Origin of the sequence: Chitinophaga varians, assembly GCF_012641275.1 — a bacterium.
Classification (GTDB): Bacteria; Bacteroidota; Bacteroidia; order Chitinophagales; family Chitinophagaceae; genus Chitinophaga; species Chitinophaga varians_A.
Genome location: NZ_JABAIA010000001.1, coordinates 1,904,184 through 1,927,398, shown reverse-complemented (window position 1 = coordinate 1,927,398; position 23,215 = coordinate 1,904,184). Strand labels below are relative to the sequence as shown.

The following is a 23,215-nucleotide window of genomic DNA, read 5'->3' as shown; positions in this document are numbered from 1 at the left end:
AAAAGTATGGAAAAAGGATTAAAAAGAAATCCTTTAAGATTTAGCATGCAACCCACCTTCGCCTGCCAACGGGCCCGCCAGGAACAAAACCAGTCCGGCGCGCCATTGGGTAAAAGGAAAGGACCAAGGCCCTTAATTTATTTCCTGATGAAATGTTCATTTATTGTGCTGGTATTGCAACTCACCGCAGCGGGGTTGCTTTTGGCCGCAAATGTAAATAGCCAGGATCTGACCCGGAAAATAAACCTGCAATTGAACAAGGTAGCCCTGAAGGAAGCTTTGCTCGCTATCGAAAAGCAGAGCGAAGTTAAATTTATGTTACCGGAAGAATTACTGGAGAAAACCCATAAAAAGGTAACCGTCAGCAGTGCTGATATCCGTATCCAGGACGCCTTACATGGCATGCTGGAAGATACAGGCCTGGAATACAAGCTGGTGGAAGGTTACGTGGTGATCACCCAGCAGCCGGCGCCCGTGAAGATCTCCGGGAAAGTGATCGACAGCAAAACCAAAGAAGCCATCCCCGGTGTTTCTGTACGCGTGAAAGGCTCCGCTACCGGCGCTTCCACAGATATGAACGGGGTATTTAATCTCACCGTGGCGCAAAGCGGCGTGACGCTGGTTGTCAGCTATATCGGTTACGAATCAAGAGAAGTGAAGGCAAATGCGGCCGGCGGCACCATGATCATCGCTCTCACCGTTTCCAGCAAACAACTCAGCGAGGTGACCGTCAATGCACGGCGCAAGCTCAATACAGACATCGCGGTGCTGCAGGACCGTAAAAATGCCGCTATCGTTCAGGACGCGATATCTGCCGCGCAGATAGAACGTACTGGCAGTATCACTACCACACAGGCGTTGCAGAAAGTATCCGGCGTAACCATCACCGACGATAAATATGTGGCGATCCGCGGCCTCGGCGACCGTAGCGTGATAGGACAGCTGAACGGCGTGCGCCTGGCCTCTTCCGATCCGGACAGAAGCGCTATCCCGCTGGACCTCGTGCCGGCTTCCCTCCTCGACAATATCACCATCTTCAAAACAGTGACGCCAGACAAGCCCGCCGATGCGGCTGCCGGCATCGTGGAACTAAAAACGAAATCCGTTCCGGACAGTGCTGTGTTCAACATTATCGCGCAAACCGGTTTTAACTCCAATATCGGTCCCGGTGGCAGTGTGAACAGCTTCTATAATAGTGAAATGGGTTTCTTCGGAAGCAAAGTGAATAAAAAAGATCTTTCTTCCGAATTCCTGAGCTTGTCCAAACAGTACCCCGGCGGATTATCACAGATACAACAGCTGATCATCAACAGCCCTAATAACCCGGCTTTACAGCAGGAGGCCTCCCGTATCAATAAACTGATGAACGCTTTCGATCCGGTATTGACCACCAACTATCGCAAGGCGCCCCTGAACCAGCTTTATTCCGCTACTTACGGCAATAGCTACAAAGTATTCCGTAAACATACCCTCGGTATTGTGGCCGGTGGCAACTACTACAGCCGCTCTTCCGACATCTACGGCGGAGACCTGACCCAGTACAGTATTTATCAGGGTGTGATCACCGGTAATAAAGATGTGTACAGTCCGCGTAACATACCCAACTATATTACCCCGAACAACCTGTTCATGGGCAGATATCAGACCTATAAAGAGAACACCGGAACACAAACAATCAACTATGGACTATTGACGGGGTTGACTTACAAGTTCAACCCCCGTCATGAAATCAGTATGCAGTACCTGGGTAGCTGGGGCAGTGAAGCACAGGCTATCAACATGTATGGAAAATACGAGTATACCGGGCTGCCCGGCGATGTTACCAGCACTATTTATTCGCTGAAACAGACTTTCCGCACATTGCATACCTTCAATCTGCAGGGCGAACACAAGTTCCTGAAAGGTGAATACAGTCCCCGGTTGAGCTATAACGTGGCCTCTTCCAACTCTTCCCAGAACGATCCGGATTATCGTTTTGTCACGCTCACCGACTATGCACCCCGTAACGGCGCATTTTATCAAAGACCTGTAGGTGGCGCTGATGCCGGCCAGTACGTGAACACCTATACGGACCACCTGTATGCGCTGAACTCCGGTTATGTGAATGGTTACGGCACCTATGGCATCATCCAGGCAGAACCTAATGGCCGGCGCTGGCGCAGACTGAAAGAAACCAACTACAACTACAAAGCCGACGTAACGCTGCCTTTCCCATTGTTTAATCAAAAGCAGGAATTCAAAACCGGTGTGAACTACCTGAACCGTGACCGTAGTTTCAGGGAGAATATGTTTTTCCTGCCAGGCTCGAACTTCTCTTCCCTGGGAGCTTATCCCCTGTATGTAACAGAAGGTAACCTGAACCGTTTAGTGAGCCCGGAAATGATCGGTATCAAGATGCCCACCGGCAGCACCGGTGAAGGCGCCCATCCTGTTGGCGGTTTCCTGTACAACAGCCAGAAATCGCCTAACAACTATTCCGGTTTTTTTGAAACCAATGCCTTCTATGGCATGGTGGACCTGCGTTTGCCCGCTCATCTACGTTTAACCGGTGGCGTACGTTTTGAGAAAACAAATATTCAATCTGCTGTAGATACTTCTGACGTATACCTGGACCCTTCCCTGACCACGGTGGATAAAGACGGTAACAAAATTCCCGTGGTGCTCATTAATCCGAACACGGCCTACCAGACTGGTTATAAGCCTTTTTATTCCTTTAACCTGACTTATACCCCCGTGGAAACCATGAATTTCAGGGTAGGCTATAACACTACACTGGCAAGGCCGGAGCTTCGGGAGATCACCAACGTATTTGAATTTGACGCCTTCCAGATGGGACTTGTGGTAGGTAACCCTCACCTCGTGAACCAGCATACGGAAAACCTCGATTTCAGGTGGGAATGGTTTCCCAACAGAGGAGAAGTGATCTCCGTGTCACTGTTTGGCAAACGGATACAGAATCAGCTGGTGAAAGTATTCAGCCTGAAAACAGACGGTTTGGCTGCCAAATATCCTGAGTATCCTACCATCCAGTTCCAGAACGATCCCAACGAAGGTAAAGTATGGGGTATGGAGCTGGAAGTTGTCAAAGACCTGGGACGTTTGTTTGCCCTGCTGAAAAATTTCAATCTCGGTTCCAACCTGTTGCTGGCACAAAGCCTCATCAAAAAAACACCGGAAAGATATGCGGCCAATAAATCGCTGGACCGTCACACCCCGGAATACAGTCCGCTGTTTGAACAGGCGCCTTACTCCGTAAACGCCTGGCTGAATTACAAGAACAACAAATCCGGTACTGACCTGACAGCCACTTTCAATATGGTAGGCGAGCGCCTGGTGCAGATCAACCTGACCGGTGAACCGGACCTCTATACCCGGCCGGTACCTGTGCTGGACTTCATCTTCACGCAACAGGTCACCAAACGCCTGCTGTTTAAAGGTTATGCCAAAAATATCCTGAACCCGGCCATAGAAACGGTATACGCCGCACCAGGCACCGGGGGCGTGTGGTATGGCAATAAGTTCGTTAACCGCAGCTTTAAGCGTGGCACCGAGATCATGTTTGGCTTCACTTATAATCTGTTCTAACGGTAACGGTTATCCCGGAATAAAAAAATGAAAATGAAACGAATTTCTATCATAGCAGGTGTGTTGCTGGCTGGCACCAGTGTCATCACATCCTGCAAAAAAGATAAACTGGACCACTTTTATGACAACCGGATCAATAATGACACAAGGACCAATTCCGGTGTCCGGATTGTGAATCTGGCTGGTTTTAATCAGCTGATCGCCAACGGCGATACGCTGACCAACTATGTGGTGCTGCCGGTTAATGAGGATAAATCACGTTACCCGGCCACGAAGTTCTTCCCGGATAAGGGCCGTCTGGGCGGCACCTGGTGGGTGCCCCGGCAATTTATACAGGCAGGAGGAAAAGCCCATATGAAAATAGAAGCTATCTCCCTGAATCCATTTGTGGCGACGACCGAGTTTGATGTGCAGGAAGATTATAACCAGCCCGCTGACTATTATGTGACCCGCAATAACCTGTATACTACCGGCAATATTCCGGAAGTGCTGCGGGTGCCACGTTCTGTGGAAGCGCCTTCCCGTCCGGACCATTTTAAAATCCGTATCCTGAACCTGTCGGGGGATATTAAACGTCCGGAGTCCGGCCAGGAAAAGATATTAGGCCCGCTTTCTCTTGCTTTTGCAGATGGTACGCTGGTGAACGCAAAGTCTTCCCATGTTAACGTAGGCGAATATTCTGAATATGTGGAAGTGCCCTATGGTACCTACCAGTTCAGGGTACTGACGGCCGCAGGTACACAAGTAACGGCAACGGGCGGTCCCCGCGAAGAATTTGTGGACCTGGTAGATCCGGCCACCTCCACCGTCACTAAGACAGTTACCTCTCCCGTACCACGACCGGTATCTGTGAACTTAACGTATGCGCCTATACGTACTTTCCAGCCCGGTGGTATTTATACAATAGTTGTATCGACGCAAGAATTGCCCTATAAATTGAATAACGGGTCTACCGGTGATGAAAGTACCTTCTACCAGAATGCCTTTCAGATCATTGCCGACATTGTTGATCCAACAAATACGACCTATGGCCGTTTACAGGCGGTAAATGCATTGCCCGGCGCCGGTGCGTTGCAGTTGAAGGTGAATGGCATTAAAGTGGGCGACAACATTGCCTATGCTAACGCAGGTGAATATACGAATGTGGTGACCGGCACTACTGCCATCGAAGTGACCGATGCCACGGGTAAAGTATTGGCCACTGCCCAAAAGAGGGTAGATCCCGGTGGTAACTATACCGCCTGGGTATATGGCGATGCCAAAGGAACCCCGCAGATCGTGATAGCCGCCAATAACCTGAGCGGCAGCATCCCGAGGATTGAAAAAGACGGCCAGGACGGCTCCCTTTGGTGGACACAGTACAAATATCCCTTTCAGTTCCGCTTTTATAATTTCTGCCCCGATTTCGCCAATGTGAATTTCACTGGTATCAACGGACAGGCGATAGGCCGTAACGGTGTAAGCTCCAATCTTAAGCCGGGTATTATTCCTGACGATGCAGCCAACGCAGTATTAATGATGGCGGCCGATCCGTATGAGATCATGGTGTTCCAGGCCAATCCGGGCGTATTCCCGGGAACATGGATCACCCGGGTTCCCGTCATAAAAAGCGCAGACCTGATTGCCCGAAAAGAACTATACGTCAGAGGCGGACTGCCTGACCAGGAGCCCGGTTATTATTCCATCGCGTTGATCGGAAAAGACGGCGCCAATACTCCTGAAGGGTCCAAAGCGAAGATGATCATTGTAAAACATAACCGGTAGAAGTATGAAACTCACATTTCCCATCGTCATAGCAGGGCTGCTGGCCGTATTCAGCAGCTGTGCCAAGATAGAACATAAAAAGATCGATGATCCGGCTTACCTGCGTGTGTTCAATAACCTGAACTATACGGTGAGCATCGAGAATAAAGATGAAGAACAACCATTCCTGGCCATGCTGATAGACCCGGAAACAGATACCTCCGGCATGCCTGTCAGCGCCGCCATCGTAGGCGATTTCCTGGACCAGCGGGATGGATATGCGCCACCATACCCTTCACACGTGGGTAGCAGCAACTCTTTCAAAAACCCGGAATATCCCGGTAAAGAAAGCGTGCTCGTAGGACCGGTACTCAACGGTTTCGACCTGTCCAGCTGGGCACAGATACCTTCCGGTAAACACCGCGTGATGTTTATGTTCCGGCCGGTGAACAATACCCCTTTCTTTCAGCTGGAAGAACGCCTGAAAAAGAAGGTGCTGATCGATACTGTTTTACAGCTCGACAGTCACGAAGTATATACACTGCACATCCTGCAAAAAAACTTCAGGACGAAAAAAAATGGTATGGTATTGCGCCAGGAGGTCTTCCACAAAATGCCGCTGTCAGACTCCATGATATACGTGAACTTTTATAACATGAGCGCAGATGGCTTTGCCGACGCGGATATTTCATTGAAAAAAAGAATACCGCAGTCAGGCTTGCTGATGTTCGGGGTGAAAGACGTGATGAATGTCTGGTTTTCGCTTTTTACCAATGACGAGCTGCGCAACCCCGTACCTGGATACAGATTCCGGTATATGACCTCCCTGCGTCAGAACAATACTTCCAACGTAGTACAACCCTATTACAGCTTCCCGCTTTTCGCGGCCAATGGTACGGACGGCATCCGGACTACTGCATGGCAGCGTATTTCCCTGATGGTGCCGGGGATGAACCCGGAAAACAATCCGTACAACGATCAGGCACCTGCGGAAGTACTGGGTAACTATGCGGTGATCAGCTGTTATGGCAACGGTACCAAACCCGGCTTTGAACGCGACATCCTGACCGTGCCGAATATGATCGTTAACATTCACTCCGGTACCAATAACCCGCAGTCATTTGCCACGGTCAATACCATCGAAATCGTGAATGGCAGGGCTTATTTGACTACCATACAACGAAAATACCCTACGCCGATCTATTAAACAATTTGTTATGAGACATTCCATTACCACCTTAATAGCGGCACTCCTCATGGTGTTTACGGCCTGTAAACATGACAAACTGGAGTTTGACCAGGAGTTGAAGAATTACCGTCCTGCTGCTGATTTTCTGAAGAACAACTATGACCTGAGTATTTTTTATGCTGCTGTTGAACGGGCGGGCATGACCGCAGAACTGAACGGCCCCGGCCCATTTACCATACTGGCGCCTACCAACAGGGCCTTTAATGAAATGGGGATCATGAGCGTGAATGACTGGGCTAAAATGCCGGTGGAAAAAGTGAAACTGATGGTCCAGATGCATGTACTGCCACGCAGGCTACAAGAAACCGATCTCGCAGACAATTCAGTGGATGTACGTTTTAAAACACTGGCCGGAAAGGAGATACTGGTGACCATGGCCACCAAAAATTTTCCCAACGACCGGAACGATCTTTATTTCCACGGTTGTTTCACAGAGCTGAAGAATGTCGTGCTGACAAACGGAACGTTGCATGTGTTACAACAGGTAATCAAATATACACCGGGCACCGTGCAGGAAATACTGTCACAGCATGAAGAATACAGCGTGTTTGTTGGCGCCCTGAAACGTTTCGGTTTATGGGACCAGCTGAAGGAAGCGGGGCCCTGGACTATCCTGGCGCCCACCAACGATGCGCTGAAAGCGCAAGGGCTGGATGAACAGTACATCGCCACGCTGGACCCTGAGAAGATTTTTATAGGCCGCCTGTTCGGGTGTTACATCCTGTATAACCAGCATTATTTCTTTTCCGATTTCCGGGCGTTTTATATGATGAACAGCGCCAACTATATACTGTTGAAACTCTATGATGATCCCTATCAACGGGAGATATATGTTAGTGATGGACTGGAAAACGGTGTCCGGAAGACTAGTTACGTGGTTTCCCTGCGGCTTGACAGGAACACGCTTCCCGTTGGTGTCGTGACAGTACAACGCAGAGGTGTTATGGATTACAGCGCGGACAATGGTGTTGTCCATCAGCTGGATGGTTTGTTGGCGAAGCCGGCAGATGCTGTCAGGAAATAAGCAGTGGTAAAACAGTTAATGAAAATCAACATGAAAAATAAAATATACAACATCATAAGCGGGATAGCGATATGCGGGGTGCTACTGGGTACTTCGCTGGTGCAGACCGGTTGCCGGAAAGAAATGTTCATGCCGGAACCGGAAGGCACGGCCGTTCCCTATAAAGACAGCATCAGCAACGATCTTCAGACTTATCTGAAATCATCTCCCTATAAGCTTTTTTACGCTGCCTGGCAACGCAGCAACATGCAAAAAGAACTGGAAGCGATGGGCAGCAAAGCGTCCGTCACCCTGCTGGTGGTAGATGATGCAGCCATGAAGGCTGCGGGGCTGGATGAAACGGAGATCAATAAACGTAGCCCTGAATCACTGCTGGAAGTGGTGAAATACCATATGCTGCGCGACAAAATGGAGCCCATGAGCGTACAACCGGGGCAATTAAGTTATCACCGGACGACGCTGCTCTCCAGAACCGATTTAGTGGAAAGGATTAACCGCGCAGGAAGTGCCGTATCCTTTACGGTACCTTATACTTACCGGCACTACGTAGCCATGGCAAAAGACAGCCAGTTGATCATCGACGGAAAGCTGTGTGGGAACCAGAAACCGGTAGTGGTAAAGAATGGAATCGTTTGGCCGGTGAACCGTTTCCTGCAGAAACCGGAACAGCATGTACTGGACATACTGCAGGGTGATCCCCGGTTTTCTTTACTGGTAGCCATAAATCAGCTGAACAACGATGCCTGGTTTGAGGTGGCCATGGGCTCATTTGAGCGTTGGTCTGGTCTGTTCCTGACGGCGGGTGAATGGGACAACAACGTGATTTTTAACTCCTATTTCGCTCCTACCGATGACGCATTTCATCAGGCAGGCATCTTTACGGTGGAACAGCTCCAGGAAATAAACAGCCGCTTTACACCCGAATTTGTCTTTGATCCCTTCTATGGTATGACAGGCCTGCTTCCTACCGATAGTGTGCTGGATTATCATAACTGGGGAAGACTGTTGGCCCCCAAAACGTCAACGGGAGAATCACCTGTTTTCAAGCCCACCGTATTTTATTCCAATGACCTGGATGAAACGTTGCTCAGCAACTACACCATCAGCGTATCGAAGCCGGACCTGAAGCCTGCACCGATGCCATTAGCGTTTATCCGTGAAGGTAATACCATCAAGGTAAAGGTAAGGGGAGCTAAAACGCCGGCCGCTACAGTTACCACGGCGGATATCAATACCCTGGAAGGACCGTTGCATATCGTTGACCGGCTTTTTATACCGGATGATTTCAAGGTGAAATAAAAAGATTAATGATGACAACAATGAACACAACAATATTATCCGGTAGATATTTTTCCGGCCGTCTGGTGATGATCGGGTTGTCTTTACTTATGGCAGGAGCCTGTAAGAAAGACGACGATAACGGTCCGCAAAAAGGGAACGACCGCCTGATGGAAGTGGTGATGGATAACTTCAACCTCAGCAAGTTCAAGGCAGCGGTAGACCGTAGCAGCATGAACGATGTACTGACCAGCACCGGCCCGTTGACCGTGCTGGCACCGTCTGACGGGGCCTTTACCAACGCTGGTTATCCCAAACCAATTGACGTCGCGTCTGCCAGTCTGCCGTTTATGGTGAAAATGACGGGTTATCATATTCTCAATGGTAACTACGATCTGAATAAAATGCCCTACCTGTTCAACCAGGAAATACGCACCTATAACGGCGGCAGGCTGTATGTTACCCGCTGGATAAAAGACAATGACACCGTACTGACCGTCAACGGCAGCCGAGTGCTGGCCACTGGCATGAAAGCCAGCAACGGCACCCTCCAGGTGATTGACCGGGTATTGGAACCCTATCTGTATGAAACACTGGGAGAAGCTGTCTCCGCTGATCCCAGCCTGAGCCTGTTCACCCATGCCTTACAACGTTCTGGTTTATCCGCTTTGCTGAAAGGCAAAGGTCCCTATACCGTGTACGCTGCCAATAACGCTGCCATGCAAGCCTATGGTTATAGCACGCTGGAACAGATTGAGGCCGCTGATCCGGCGGTGATGGCCGCTTTGGTGCGTTATCACATTGCGGCCGACCGCCGTTTTGTATACGATTACATCCTGAGCACCGGCAAATCTGCTGCCACCACACAAACCATGCTCGATGATAATAACGTGAACATACGATTGGTACCCGATCCGCAGGCCCCTGGACTGTACAGCGGCATCACCCTGCAGGGACCGGGCAACCAGGCTCCTGTACCACTGATTAAACAGAATATTATTACCGGTAACGGTGTAATGCATGTCATCGGTCAGGTATTGAAAATAACACGGTAACCAGTTTACAATCAAAAGTGATGAACACAAAAAATTTACTTATATCGATATATTCTTTCCTGCTGCTCCTGCTGGTATCCGCTACCACCCTGGCACAGGAGACCTCCGGCGGCCTCTCCGGAAAAGTGCAGGACGGACAGGGACAAGCCTTGCCCGGCGCCACTATCATCGCCGTGCATGAGCCTTCCGGCACGCGCTATCCCGCCATCTCCGATCCCGGCGGACGCTATCATCTGTTGGGCATGCGCATCGGCGGTCCCTATACCGTTACTGTTACCATGATGGGCATGTCGCCACAGCAATACCAGAACGTCACCGTACGGCTGGGAGAACCACAGCAACTGAATGTGGTGCTGAACGACGACCGTAAACAACTTTCGGAAGTAGTGGTGAAAGGCGCGAAAACAGGGCCTAAAGCCAACAATTACGGCGCCGGTCAGAACATCAACCGCAGCCAGATCAACAACATGCCTACGGTGAGCCGCAGTATTCAGGATATCACCCGCATGGTGCCACAAGGCAGCAAAGACAACAGCTTCGGCGGTTCCAACTTCCGCTACAATAACGTGACCATCGACGGCGCCATCAACAACGATGCGATAGGCTTCAGTCCGTCCATGGGCGGACAAAGCGGCACTTCCGGCCAGCCTGGCAGCAGCACCCGTACCAACCCCGTTTCCCTGGATGCGATCGAAGACATGCAGGTATATCTTGCTCCCTTCGACGTGAAGATCGGCAACTTCACCGGCGGCAGCGTGAACGCCGTTACCCGCAGCGGTACCAATACCCTCACCGGCTCAGTATATGCCTTTGGTCGTACCGCCGCCATGATCGGCAAAAACAAAATCGGCAACGGGGATAAAATGAACAGTGACTTTAAAGACTATCAGGCAGGTATCCGCCTTGGGTTCCCTATCATCAAAAACAAACTGTTCTTTTTTACCAATGAAGAAATCACCCGCAGAACAGATCCTGCACAGCTTCTGGCCGGTAAGGAAGAAACGGCCCGCATCCTCACTGAGAAAGATGCCGACGATATCCGCCAGGCGACCATCAAACGCTATGGTGATATCTTCGACCCCGGTACCGCGGGATTGTACAATTCCTCTTCCGAGTCAAATAAATTCTTTAACCGCATAGACTGGAACATCAACGACAAACACCAGCTGTCTATCCGCAATAATACCATTACTTCCAGCGCCATCAACATGGACCGCGACCAGCAGGATTTCCGTTTCAGCAGCATGGCCTTTAAACAAACGAACAATCAAAGCAGCACGGTAGCGGAACTGAAAAGCCGGTTCAATAACTCCTGGTCCAACAGCTTCGTGGCCGGTTACAGCACTGTACACGACTACCGTGATCCGCTCAGTGATCCAACGCTGCCACAGGTACAGATCATGGGCCGCACACCGGGTACCACCATCTATCTGGGCACCGACAGGGAAGCGTCTGTCTTCAATATGAAACAACGCACCATCGAGATCACTGATAACCTCACCTGGAGCAAAGGCAAACATACTGTACTGATGGGTACGCACAATGAGCTGTACCATATCGACTATGGCTTTGTAAACTCCTGGAATGGCCGTGTGGACTATCTGAGCATCGATGACTACCTGCGCAATACGCCTTACCGTGTAAGAGGAAGTTATAACTACACCAACAACAACCGTGATTATATCCTGAACAACCCGGGAGCGGTGTTTAATGTAAACCTGTACAGTGTGTACATTCAGGATGCTATCCACGTAACAGACAAACTGACCGTCACGCCCGGTCTGCGGGCTGACTATACCGATCTGCCAACCAAACCTGAACTGAGTGATAAAGTAACCAACGCCATCGCTGATCCTTACTTCGGTACCAGCTACCACTACACGCCACTGAACCGTATACAAAACAGGTATTTCGGAAAAGTGCAGATCTCTCCCCGTTTAGGTTTCCGTTATGACTGGCTGGGTGACCAAAGCCTGATCGTACGTGGCGGCATAGGGATGTTTACCGGCCGTATCCCTTTCGCATGGCTGGCTTACGCCTACTACAACAACGGCGTGAACTACGGTTCCTTCGACCAGAAAGCTGATCAGAAACCGTTTACACCCGGCAGCGACGCCATCAAGCCCGGTAAGAACGGTATCGCTGATTTTATCGAAAAGAATGGCACCGTGATCAACGAGCGCAACGCCGGCAAAACACAGGTCGATCTGATTGATAATGATTTTGTGATGCCGAAGATCCTGCGTGCCAGCATTGCTATTGACCGCACTACCGCCAGCCAGTGGAAGTTTGGCGTGGAAGGCATGGTGACCAAAAGCATCAAAGAGGTGTTTTTTCAACAGGTAAATGTGACCGATAATCCGAAGTATTATCCTTATGATAAAGAACGTCAGCAACCTGTCTATTCCGGTAGCATCGATCCGCATTTTTCCAACGCATATATGTTGAGCAATACCAATAAAGGTTTTCGCTTCAGCATCACCGGCACTGTCAGCAAAACTTTCACCAGCGGGTTGTTCCTGTCTGGCGCTTATACCTACGGACAAAGTAAAGATGCATTCAATGGCATCCGTAACTCCATGGAATCCAACTGGCAGTTGAACCAGGCATTAAGCCCCAACAATGCGCCGCTGGCTTATTCCAACTTCGATATTCGTCACCGTTTTGTGGTGAACAGCAGTTACCGCAAAGCCTGGAATGCTACCTGGGTAAGCACTATCAGCCTTTTCTTCAGCGCGCAGTCTGGTAGTCCGTTTACCTACGGTGTGGTAAATAACAGTGTGCAGGGATTGCCTCAACAGGTAAGCCTGGCTTATATTCCACAGGCAACAGAAGCTGTACAGATCTTTAAGGACTATACCAGCAACGGTCGGCAGGTAACTGCTGCCGAACAGGCGGAAGCCTTTAACCGCTTCATTGACGGTAACAAATACCTGAGCAGCAGAAGAGGCAATTTCACCGAAAGAAACATGGGGCGTACGCCATGGAATGTGCAGGCAGACCTTCACTTCGCACAGGAGTTCCATCTGCGTAAACTGAAAACACACTTCATCACTTTTACTGCGGATGTGGTGAACCTGACCAACCTGCTGAACCGTAACTGGGGTGTGAGCTATTTTTCACCCAATACCTTTAACTCCACTGCCAGCGTTGGTTTAACACCGGCGTTATTCCCTCCGGAACAAAACAAGGGCGGTATGCCGGTGTATACCTTCTCTGATCCGGGTACGCCTTATTCCATTGACTATTTCGGTTCCCGTTACCAGGTACAGCTGGGACTGCGTTACACTTTTTAAACGACAGCATATATGCAAAAGCTTACAACATATTTATTTGCGGGATTACTGTTATGCCTGATGGGCGTTATACAAGCCTGCAAAAAAGACAAGACAGCCATCGTGGTCCCGTTTGAGGTGAAGAGCTATTATCCTAACAGCGGCGCCGCCGGTACGCTGATCACCATTACCGGTACCGGTTTCCTGGATGGGAAAGCCAGTGTGGCTTTCAATGGCACCGAGGCAGAGCTGCTGAGCACTACTGACTCGGTAGTGGTGGTGCGTGCTCCTGAGAAAGGGCAAAGCGGCGCCATCACGCTTTCCAACGGGACCAAATCGCTGACTGTCGGGGAATATACCTATCAGAAATTAAGCGTACAGAAAATATATCCGCCTAACGGTCCCGCAGGTACGCAGATACGTATCATCGGAGCTGGCTTCAGCAGCCTGAAATCACCAGCGGAAGTATTGATCAATGGGAAAAGCGCTACCGTGGTAAGTGCCAGCGATACTACGCTGGTGGCTACTGTACCGGATGGTGTAGGCAGCGGCCCTGTAACGGTGAAAGTGGATGGCATGGTGTCTGTTGGTCAGCCTTTCCAGTTCCAGGCGGTCAGCGGTATTAAACCGGCCTCCGGTGGAAAGGGCACCCGTGTGACCATCAAGGGTGAAGGTTTTGCGGCGCTTGCTGCCAACAATGTGGTGGATTTCAACGGTACGGTGGCAGAAGTGGCCGAGGTAGCAGGTGACAAGCTGGTAGTCATTGTGCCGGAAGGCGTGACCAGTGGCCCGCTGGCAGTGACCATCAACGGACAGAAGATTGTCGGTCCGGCCTTTACGGTGGTGCCGCCTCCTGTTATCCGGCTGGTAAGCCCACTCAGTGGTCCCGCCGGTGCTGAAATGATCATCGATGGTAAGGACTTTAGCACGGTGGCAGATGAGAACGTAGTAACGATCAATAATATACGCGCAGTTGTCAAATCGGCTACGGCGGTCCGTCTTACGGTGATATTACCGCTCGGCATGGGCAAAGGGCCGGTGCTGCTCAGCGTGAATGATCAGCCGGTGAAGGGACCTGAATTTACAGAACAGAGCCTCGGTATCCAGAAGCTAGAGCCGTCCAATGGACTGGCTGGCGTCAAGGTGGTGATCACGGGCACCGGCTTCAGCGTGAACCCGGCGGAAAACGAAGTGACTTTCAATGGCGTAGTGGCGCAGATACTCAGCGCAACGGAAACAACGCTGGAAGTAATGACACCGGCCAACCTGACCACAGGTCCTGTAAAAGTGCGGAGAGCGGCGTTGGTAGCGGAAAGCCCAACTACGTTCAACCGTGCCGGTATGGCCACCGTCAGCAACCAGATGGGTTCCTTTATCGGCGCCCTTGTAGTGGACAATCAGGGAAATGTGTTTGTGTCCAATACCCGTGAAAACTATATATCCAAAGTGACGCCTGCCGGTGATGTGTCTATCTTTGCGGGCGAGCCTAACTCAAACGGCTATGTTAACGGTAAGGGCAGAAATGCCCGCTTTGGATCTATTTACGGTTTGGTACTGGATGAAAATAACAACATATATGTGTCGGAAGTAGGCGCCGGTGGCGGTACGATCCGTAAGATCACGCCGCAGGGCGATGTGACTACCGTGAAAAGTGGTTTGCCCAATGATATTGGTTCGCTGACGAGAGATAAAAAAGGCAATCTCTATTATACGCAGCTCTACAAAGGTGTTTTCCGGTTATATCCTGATAATGTATCGGAGAACGTATTTCCGCGTACAGCGGAGGATATACGGACCGCCATCAGCAGCAATAATGACCTGTTTATTGTAGGAGACAAATATGAGCCTACTTTCTACTGGCGGGAGCTTAACAGCGCGAAGCTGACATGGGTGGGTTCATCCACCGGCTACCAGGACGGGCCGGCATCTTCTGCCCTGTTTGGCGGTACTATCAGCTCATTGCTGATGGACAACGAACAAAACCTGCTGATCGCGGACGCGCACAACTATGCAGTGCGTAAGCTGGAACTGTCTACCGGCCAGGTCAGCACTGCTGTGAAACTGTCGAGAGGTTATGCAGATGGCAGCCTGGACCAGGCAAAGATGGGCCTCATCGCAGATATGGCCATTGATAAAGAAGGAAGTATTTATATCTCTGATCCTAACAACAGGGCTATCAGAAAGATTGTGCTTAAGTGATGATGCTTGCAATTGAAAGGGTGGGGCTGTTCCGGAAGGGGCAGCCCTTTTTTGGCTGATATGACGGACTTTTAAACAAAGCAAATTCGGACGTTTGAACAAAGTCGGTGGGTTCAGGGTGTTCTACTTTTGTTTCAACAAAAACAATAATACATGGAACACACAAATTATCAGGGAACATTGCAAAACCCGCTGGGCTCAGGATTTAACGCGAAATCCACTACCAATGAAGTCATCAGGGGCATCGATCTTAAAGGCAAAATCGCCATTGTGACAGGAGGTAATACCGGTATTGGCCTGGAGACCACCAAAACGCTTGCCGCCGCAGGGGCGACAGTTATTGTGCCTGCCCGGGATACGGAGAAGGCAAGGAAAAATTTACAGGGTATTGCCAATGTGGAAGTGGCTGCCATGGACCTTATCCAGCCAGATACTGTAGACGCTTTTGCTGCCGCATTTCTCGCCTCCGGAAGGCCTTTACACCTGCTGATCAATAATGCAGGCATAATGTGGGTGCCGCTGCGCAGGGACGGTAGAGGTTTTGAGTCCCAGCTGGTGACCAATTACCTGTCACTGTTTCAGCTGACCGCAAGGTTATGGCCGGCATTGCAAAAAGCCGGTGGTGCGAGGGTAGTAAACCTGTCCTCCGGCGGTCACCAGTTTGGCGATTTCGATTTTGATGACCCTAATTTCCTGCACAGGGAATATGAAACACTGCTGGGATATGGGCAGTCCAAGACGGCTGTGAACCTGTTTTCCCTGGAAATGGACAACCGTGCCAAAGCGTCAAAGGTCAGGGTATACGCCGTCAATCCGGGCTCTATCGGTGGTACGGAATTGGGCCGTGAAGCACCGTTGGAACTGTTTCAAAAGATGGGCTTTTGCGATGCGGAAGGAAACCTGCTGCCCGAAGTGGCAGCTTCTTTAAAGACGATACCACAGGGCGCCGCTACTACGGTATGGTGCGCTACCAGTCCGTTGCTAAACAATATTGGCGGTGTGTATTGCGAAGATGGGGACGTGGCGGCATTGGCAAATGTAAAATCGTATTCACTGGATGAAGCCAATGCGAAGCGGTTATGGACATTGAGCGAAGAGATGACAGGTATCACCTTTAACATTCAATAAAAACAAAGATCATGTTTAAAGATAAAACAGTGCTCATAACAGGAGGCAACAGCGGTATTGGATATGCCACTGCAAAGCAAATGCAGGAAAGTGGCGCCAGGGTTATTATTACCGGCAGAAGAAAAGATGCCGTGGCACAGGCTGCATCTGCATTAAATGTGAATGGATTTGTTGCCGATCAATCCAGTCTCCCCGCGATCGAAAAGCTGGTCGCGGAAGTTGCTGCTCAATATGGTAGAATAGATTTATTACTCATCAATGCGGGGATTACCAAACTGGCGTCTATCGAATCAATGACGGAAGAGCTGTTTGATGAAATGATGAATGTGAATTTTAAGGGCGCCTATTTTACACTCAGCAGGTTTGCTCCCATTCTTAATGATGGCGCATCTGTGGTGTTATTATCCTCCACTTCGGCCATCATTTCTCCGCCGGGCGCGTCGGTGTATGCAGCCAGCAAGGCCGCCATTAACGCGGTGGTGAAGATCGCGGCGCTTGAACTGGCATCCCGGAAGATCCGGGTAAATGCGGTCAGTCCGGGCCCTGTTGCTACAGAGATCATGCAGAAAATCGAATTGAACAATGATATGGAAGCCCGGATGGTGAACAGCATTCCTATGGGACGTTTCGGCCAGCCATCCGAAGTAGCGGACCTCATCACCTATTTATTGAGCGATAAGGCCGCTTTTATCACTGGTTCAAATTTCCTGGTTGACGGCGGGCAGGCGATCTAACAGCAACAGAATCAAATTGTTATTTCGAGGTGAAGAAGTTGCGCGATTCTGATTATTTTTACACAGGCGATTTTCTTTTCAGACAATGAAATATACAGCCCAATATATTACCGAAGATATAAAGCTCTCCTGCTATGAGGACAGTTTTTTTAAGTCAGACATTATGTTTGACCAGCATATGCTGGTGTGGTTCATTTCCGGAGAAACGAAGATTGTACAGGCAGAGGCTACCTATATTTTTAAGCAGGGAGATATCTTCTTAATTCCCCGTTATCAACTGGCGACAATTATCAATTACCCTAAAAACGGGCTTCCGCACAAAACGGTGGTGATGCATCTTTCCTCCGCCAGGCTCAGAGAGTATTACGCAAAACTTGATTTAAAACCCCAGGTGCCTGCGGCGCAGAAAATTTTCTGCTACAACAATCATCCTTTACTGGAAAGTTGTTTGGCATCTTTGGTCCCGTATTTTGATATGAAGGAACTGCCCCCTGATATAGCATCATTAAAGATTACAGAAGCTATAAGTATTCTCAGGGCGATTGACAAGGGGATTGACAATATCCTGGCGAATTTCGAAGAACCGGGAAAGATAGAGCTGACCAGTTTTATGGAGAAGAATTTTATGTTCAATCTTCCGCTGGAAAAATTTGGTTATCTCACTGGTCGTAGCCTGACAACATTTAAACGGGATTTTCAGAAGGCATATCAGGTGACACCTCAACGATGGCTGACACAAAAAAGGCTGGAACTGGCACATTATCATTTTGTGGAGAAGCATGCCAGGCCGGTTGATGTTTGCTATGAAGTGGGTTTTGAGAACCTGTCTCATTTTTCTTTTGCTTTTAAAAAGCAGTTTGGCTATACGCCAACGGAACTGTTAAGCAGGCAGTAAGTCTGTAGTATCCTTGAAAGGACCAACCATACCGAAGTTCACGGCCTTCGATATGGTTGTCTTTTTCCTTACAGCGTGCAGTTGTCTACTGTCCGACGGCAGCCGGGACAAGTGGTCTGATCGAAGGAGGTCAGGCAAATAAAGCCTTGTTTCGGAGGCGCAGCATTCAGATCAGCGATTTTTACTTTTGCCAGCTGCAGCTTTTTGGGAAATGTGTTCTTTTTCATAAATGCGGATTTACATTAAATAAATGGTCCTCTCCTGTCTTTAGCCGGGAGGCAATGCCCTGGAGCGGATGTTCAGCATAAGAGGCCGGAATGTGATTGATATGTATAGAAGGAAAATGTGTGCGGGTGGGTTATTGAAAGCATAGATTAATGCATTTTGAGGGAATTGGTTCTTTCTAATTTAGCAGAAATTTTTCCATTGCAGAAACCCTGACGTTTTTTGTTGTTAAAAAATATTTCAGCAGAAATGAAAAAAGGCCGGCTCATTTGAGCCGGCCCTACATGTTTGGATACAGTCAGGGTATCTGTTAAACGCAGAGAATAGTTTCAACGCAGCCACGGCATGTGGTTTCAGCGAATGATGTCATACAGATGAACTCTTTTTGTTTTGCCTGATTGATAGTCAGTTCAGCGATTTTTACTTTCGCCAGGTTCAGCTTTTTAGGAGCGATTTTCTTTTTCATAAAATAGTGAATTCATTAAATACGCATCCGCTCCTGTCTTTAGCTGCGGAGCAATGCCATGGAGCGGTTGTTCAGCATGTGAGACAGAAGATAAGTCAGGTCTGGTCTTATCTGTTACAGGCAAATAATAGTTTCGTAGCAGCCGCGGCAGGTGGTCTCGGCGTACGATGTTTCACAGATGAAATTTTTCTGCTTGGGTTGGATGGCATTGAGATCGGCGATTTTTACTTTTGCCAGCTGCAGTTTTTTGGGAAATGTGTTCTTCTTCATAAAAAAGTGGATTACAGTTATTGTCCTCTCCTGTCTTTAGCCGGAAGGCAGTGCCATGGAGCGGTTGTTCAGCATATAAAATTGGAATACTGGAAATATCTGTGTGAAAGTTATTGGCAATCGGGTTTTGCACAGGTTGAACAATTTGAGGGAACTAAAAAGTAGTTGGACATTATTTCTAATTTAGTGAAAAATTTGCAACGATGCTGTTTTGACGGTTTTTGTTGCTCGAAATGTCGTTTTTGTACTATTTGAGAATATTGATGTTGGCTAGTTTTGTAGCGCTAAATGTTTGTTGATCGACTGTAGCTTTTAGTTACCCTTTTATGAAAAGGGATAATCAAATTACCATGAAACCCGATTGAAAGCCATGCTTCATCCTGAATGGACAACTATTGTGTTTGATGACCTGACCTGCCAAATGTATGGATGTCCGTTGAATGACAGGTCCTTATTTTCACCGTTATTATTTCACCCTCAACCCACTTATTGTTTATGAAAATCAATTTAATGATGCGCATGGGTTTACTAATGATGTTTGTTTTTCTCTCCTGTAAGAAGGACGCAGGCATCAAAGACAGTGAACCTATAGTTAAAGACAGCCCGGTCAAAGTAGTAGACGGTGTACTGCGCTTTTCCAATGATCAGGCCTTTGTCCAGACAATGCTGGCAGTTAATGCTATGTCTCCCGAAGAAAGGACGGATTGGGAGAAGAAAATGGGATTTACTTCCCTGAGATCAATCTATCATCAGTTCAACCAGGAGTTGGACAAAATGGAAGCTGTACAGGATAAGGACGGCTTTTTTGCTGTGAAGAACAAGTACAACAAAGTTGCTGTGTGGAATAATGCTGGTACGTCCTACGAGATTAACTGTAGGGGTATTCTTGAGGCTGGGATCGTAAATGCAGATGGCCTGGTGCAAATAAATGACCAGGTTTTGCAGTATAGCCGTGACCAGGTTACTACTTCCACTGTGTCCGGTGGTAGTGCAGACGCCAGAAAATCCAGCGGTGGCAACGTTATATGGACGAGGGAAAAGAAGGACCTTCTTGCAAGAGATCAGTCCGCATTGATCGCTTATGGTGGACATGGCGTGGTGAATCAGCTAAGAATGGGAGAGGGCGGTATTTTAAGCGGAGGACCTATGGAAGATGGTCCCGAAGCCAAAGCATATGCACAGGTGAAGATTTATAACTTTTTGTTGAATGGGCAAAACAGAGGTTTCTGCACTGTTTATTTCCGGGCAGAACACAGAAACTGGCTGGGTATAATGCGCCAGGTGACCTGCTTTGGCGGCGGTATCCGGGGAGAGCATTATGTTACGCTTAATAATCAGGGAAATCAGATTCTCTTTGCTTCAGGTACCTGGGGAGGAGAGTGGGGCACAAAAGGTCCTAACTGGCGCCAGACATTTGAGAGTAATCATGAAGTGGTGCTAATTGTATCCGCCGAACTTAAAAATAACCCGGTGACAATAGGTTATATCCCACCCTATCTGAATAATCAGTTTGCAAATGCTGACTTTAAAATAATTGAAGATGGATCTTCCAATAATTTTTGGACCAGGTATGTGCCGTTTGGCCAGTTAGAGACTCCACTCGCGATGCGTATCTATAGTATAGGGACTCCTCCGAACGCGAAGTACCATTCTTTTACGCTCGAGTTTAAATAACAATAAATAGATAGTTTAAAAGTTGTATAATGGCAAGGGTTGGACAGAAGTCCAGCCCTTTACAATTTCAACCATATTTCGCTTATCTTAGGACAATAATCCTATGGGATGAAAGAAAGAATTCATAAGTATGTGAATATTGCCATAGCGGCTGTTTGGATAATTAACGGCTTGTATTGTAAAGTTTATAACGGTGTCCCCCGGCATCAACAGATTGTGGCCCGTATCCTTGGTAGTGACTATGCCAGATTGTTAACACTTGCTATCGGGTGGCTGGAAGGGCTGATGGCGGTATGGGTGCTGTTAGCCATAAAATCACGCTGGTGCGCGGTTGTACAGATTTTTCTGGTGCTTACGATGAACATCATAGAATTTTTAGTGGCACCTGATCTGCTGTTGTTTGGAAGAATGAATTTGATTGTAGCCATCTTTTTTTGCTTAATGATTTACTGGGACCAGTTTGGCTTTTATCGTACCAAAACAGTTGCTTAATGTTAACTTTCCTGAAGAACCACCCATTTGCGGTGGAAGCATATTTTGAAAGCTCTTTGGTGCTGACTTACGCTGTTCCTATGTCGATGGTACGACCGATGGTGCCGGCAAAGCTGGACCTGGACCTGTTCGATGATCAATGGGCGTTTGTGGCCGTGGCGGTTGTAAAAACGCGTCGTTTGCGTCCGAAAGGGTTTCCTGGCTTTATGGGGCATGATTTTGTATTAGCAGGTTATCGTGTTTTTGTACGATATACCAATAGCCAGGGAAAAAAATGGCGCGGCTTGTATATTCTAAAATCGGAGACAGATAAAAAGAGGATGGCGTTCATGGGCAACCTGTTTACGCATTACAACTATACCACGACAGATATCGATGTGAAGAGTGAAGAGAACATTCTCCGCGTGAAGTCTGATAAATCCGGTGTCGATATCATAGTGGACCTGGGAACCCCGGAAACAGGACTTCCTGCCGGTTCGCCTTTTAATAACTGGAAAGAGGCGCGCCGGTTCGCTGGTCCGTTGCCGTTTACATTTACCTGTAATGATGTGTCAAATGAAGTGTTGATCATTGAAGGGGTACGGGAAAAATGGACACCAAAACCAGTTGCGGTAGTTAGTGCAAAGGTTGGCTTCATGGACCGGCCGGAGTGGCAGGATGCGGTACTGGCCAACGCCTTTTTGATTCAACATATTCCTTATTACTGGAAAAAAGGTAAAGTCGATATATGGAAGGGATAAAGCGGAAGCCATTTCAGGGTGTTATGAATATTGTCCGGTTCAACTGGCATTTTTATGTGCTATCGATGGGGTTGTTGATAGCAGGTTTGTTTTTCCGTCACCTTGTACCTGTACAGTTGTTATTATGGCTGCTGATCGCCAGCTCCGTACTGTCTTTGGGCGTTTCATGGTATATCTATGATGTTTCCCGGTTATATCAGTTGCGTTGGCTGGATGGGTTAAATGTCCGCACCAACGGGCGGATCGTTAATATCAATGCCGGTTTTGACGAAACAAGTCATCTTCTTGCGCACAAGTATCCGGAAGCGCAGCTCCGCGTTTTTGACTTTTATGATCCGGCAAAGCATACCGAAGTATCTATTGAGCGGGCGAGAAAGATGTATCCTCCTTATCCGGGTACAGAAGTAGTCGGTACCTCGGCGGTCCCGCTGTCCCATGCATCGACAGATATTATCTTTCTGTTTATGGCCGCGCATGAAATCAGAGATGGCCGGGAACGCAAAATATTCTTTGAACAGTTATGTGACGCCTTGCCGGAGGATGGCCGATTGATAGTGCTGGAGCACCTGAGAGATCCGTTCAATTTCATGGCCTATAATATTGGATTCTTTCATTTTTTTTCCGCGCGCACCTGGAAGGAGGTGTTTACTTTGGCGGGATTAAGTGTCGAAGAAGAACGCAAGGTGACTCCTTTCTTATCAGCCTTTATACTTTGTAAAAATGGAACTACATCTTAAAATCACTGGCTATATCCTGTTGCTGCTATCGTTATTGCATGTTTTCTTCCCGAGGTATTTTAACTGGAAGAAAGAGTTTTCGCAGGTGAGCCTGTTAAGCAGGCAGGTGATGTATGTACATACGTTCTTTATCGGATTGATGATATTCCTGATGGGGCTTTGTTGTATCAATGCCGCAGAAGACATATTGCATACCAGGTTAGGGCATTTGCTGGCGTTGGGTTTTTTTGTTTTCTGGTTTTGTCGTTTGTTTTTTCAGTTTTTTGTGTATTCGTCAGCGTTATGGAAGGGAAAACGTTTTGAAACGGCTATGCATATCTTATTTTCGTTCATTTGGGGATATTTCAGTATCGTGTTTTTGCTGGTATGGTGGGGTAATTGATGAAGGCAAGGTATTAAAGGCTGCTTCAGGAAATACTCCTGAGGCAGCCTTCTTTTTTGCGTTT

General features: G+C 48.4%; 19 protein-coding genes. 16 read left to right on the top strand and 3 right to left on the bottom strand.

Features of this window, described 5'->3' with window-relative positions; all coding sequences use genetic code 11:
• The first annotated feature begins 6 nt into the window (after positions 1-6).
• From HGH92_RS07775 to HGH92_RS07725, 11 genes are all read left to right on the top strand, one after another.
• Positions 7-3,585: a TonB-dependent receptor gene (locus tag HGH92_RS07775; protein ID WP_211092557.1), complete on the top strand. Its 3,579-nt coding sequence runs from the start codon at positions 7-9 to the stop codon at positions 3,583-3,585.
• A gap of 33 nt (positions 3,586-3,618) precedes the next feature.
• Positions 3,619-5,349, top strand: a complete 1,731-nt coding sequence (locus HGH92_RS07770) for a DUF4397 domain-containing protein (RefSeq protein ID WP_168870154.1) — start codon at positions 3,619-3,621, stop codon at positions 5,347-5,349.
• A 4-nt stretch (positions 5,350-5,353) separates the two neighbouring features.
• Positions 5,354-6,535 (top strand): hypothetical protein, encoded by a 1,182-nt coding sequence (locus tag HGH92_RS07765; RefSeq protein ID WP_168870153.1) that lies wholly within the window; start codon positions 5,354-5,356, stop codon positions 6,533-6,535.
• Between the two features lie 10 nt (positions 6,536-6,545).
• Positions 6,546-7,601, top strand: coding sequence for a fasciclin domain-containing protein (locus HGH92_RS07760; RefSeq protein ID WP_168870152.1), 1,056 nt, complete (start codon positions 6,546-6,548; stop codon positions 7,599-7,601).
• A gap of 30 nt (positions 7,602-7,631) precedes the next feature.
• Positions 7,632-8,900 carry a fasciclin domain-containing protein gene (locus HGH92_RS07755; protein ID WP_168870151.1) on the top strand — a complete coding sequence of 423 codons (1,269 nt, stop codon included), beginning with the start codon at positions 7,632-7,634 and terminating at the stop codon, positions 8,898-8,900.
• A gap of 20 nt (positions 8,901-8,920) precedes the next feature.
• On the top strand, positions 8,921-9,934 hold the full coding sequence (locus tag HGH92_RS07750; protein WP_168870150.1) for a fasciclin domain-containing protein: 1,014 nt from the start codon (positions 8,921-8,923) through the stop codon (positions 9,932-9,934).
• A 20-nt stretch (positions 9,935-9,954) separates the two neighbouring features.
• Positions 9,955-13,230 carry a TonB-dependent receptor domain-containing protein gene (locus HGH92_RS07745; protein ID WP_168870149.1) on the top strand — a complete coding sequence of 1,092 codons (3,276 nt, stop codon included), beginning with the start codon at positions 9,955-9,957 and terminating at the stop codon, positions 13,228-13,230.
• A 12-nt stretch (positions 13,231-13,242) separates the two neighbouring features.
• The gene (locus tag HGH92_RS07740; RefSeq protein ID WP_168870148.1) at positions 13,243-15,408 is read left to right on the top strand and encodes an IPT/TIG domain-containing protein; all 2,166 of its coding nucleotides are present in this window, start codon (positions 13,243-13,245) and stop codon (positions 15,406-15,408) included.
• Positions 15,409-15,561: 153 nt separating this feature from the next.
• Positions 15,562-16,536 (top strand): SDR family NAD(P)-dependent oxidoreductase, encoded by a 975-nt coding sequence (locus HGH92_RS07735; protein WP_168870147.1) that lies wholly within the window; start codon positions 15,562-15,564, stop codon positions 16,534-16,536.
• An 11-nt stretch (positions 16,537-16,547) separates the two neighbouring features.
• Complete coding sequence (locus HGH92_RS07730; RefSeq protein WP_168870146.1) at positions 16,548-17,270, top strand: SDR family NAD(P)-dependent oxidoreductase; 723 nt, start codon at positions 16,548-16,550, stop codon at positions 17,268-17,270.
• Positions 17,271-17,355: 85 nt separating this feature from the next.
• Positions 17,356-18,165: a helix-turn-helix domain-containing protein gene (locus tag HGH92_RS07725; RefSeq protein WP_168870145.1), complete on the top strand. Its 810-nt coding sequence runs from the start codon at positions 17,356-17,358 to the stop codon at positions 18,163-18,165.
• 68 nt (positions 18,166-18,233) lie between these two features.
• Here HGH92_RS07725 and HGH92_RS07720 read toward each other — a convergent pair whose 3' ends face one another.
• The 3 genes from HGH92_RS07720 to HGH92_RS07710 form a co-directional block, all read right to left on the bottom strand.
• Complete coding sequence (locus HGH92_RS07720) at positions 18,234-18,392, bottom strand: class I lanthipeptide (RefSeq protein WP_168870144.1); 159 nt, start codon at positions 18,390-18,392, stop codon at positions 18,234-18,236.
• A 308-nt stretch (positions 18,393-18,700) separates the two neighbouring features.
• On the bottom strand, positions 18,701-18,856 hold the full coding sequence (locus HGH92_RS07715; protein WP_168870143.1) for a hypothetical protein: 156 nt from the start codon (positions 18,854-18,856) through the stop codon (positions 18,701-18,703).
• Positions 18,857-18,970: 114 nt separating this feature from the next.
• On the bottom strand, positions 18,971-19,126 hold the full coding sequence (locus HGH92_RS07710; protein ID WP_168870142.1) for a class I lanthipeptide: 156 nt from the start codon (positions 19,124-19,126) through the stop codon (positions 18,971-18,973).
• Positions 19,127-19,621: 495 nt separating this feature from the next.
• Between HGH92_RS07710 and HGH92_RS07705 the strand changes: the two genes are divergently transcribed.
• The 5 genes from HGH92_RS07705 to HGH92_RS07685 all read left to right on the top strand — a co-directional run bounded on the left by HGH92_RS07705 (position 19,622) and on the right by HGH92_RS07685 (position 23,151).
• Positions 19,622-20,800 (top strand): DUF4848 domain-containing protein, encoded by a 1,179-nt coding sequence (locus tag HGH92_RS07705; RefSeq protein WP_168870141.1) that lies wholly within the window; start codon positions 19,622-19,624, stop codon positions 20,798-20,800.
• Positions 20,801-20,908: 108 nt separating this feature from the next.
• Complete coding sequence (locus tag HGH92_RS07700) at positions 20,909-21,292, top strand: DoxX-like family protein (protein ID WP_168870140.1); 384 nt, start codon at positions 20,909-20,911, stop codon at positions 21,290-21,292.
• Complete coding sequence (locus HGH92_RS07695) at positions 21,292-22,032, top strand: DUF2071 domain-containing protein (protein WP_168870139.1); 741 nt, start codon at positions 21,292-21,294, stop codon at positions 22,030-22,032. The genes HGH92_RS07700 and HGH92_RS07695 overlap by 1 nt, the downstream gene beginning before the upstream one ends.
• Positions 22,020-22,769, top strand: a complete 750-nt coding sequence (locus HGH92_RS07690; RefSeq protein WP_168870138.1) for a methyltransferase — start codon at positions 22,020-22,022, stop codon at positions 22,767-22,769. Before HGH92_RS07695 ends, HGH92_RS07690 begins: the two co-directional genes overlap by 13 nt.
• Positions 22,753-23,151 carry a hypothetical protein gene (locus tag HGH92_RS07685; protein ID WP_168870137.1) on the top strand — a complete coding sequence of 133 codons (399 nt, stop codon included), beginning with the start codon at positions 22,753-22,755 and terminating at the stop codon, positions 23,149-23,151. The genes HGH92_RS07690 and HGH92_RS07685 overlap by 17 nt, the downstream gene beginning before the upstream one ends.
• The last annotated feature ends 64 nt before the right edge of the window (positions 23,152-23,215 follow it).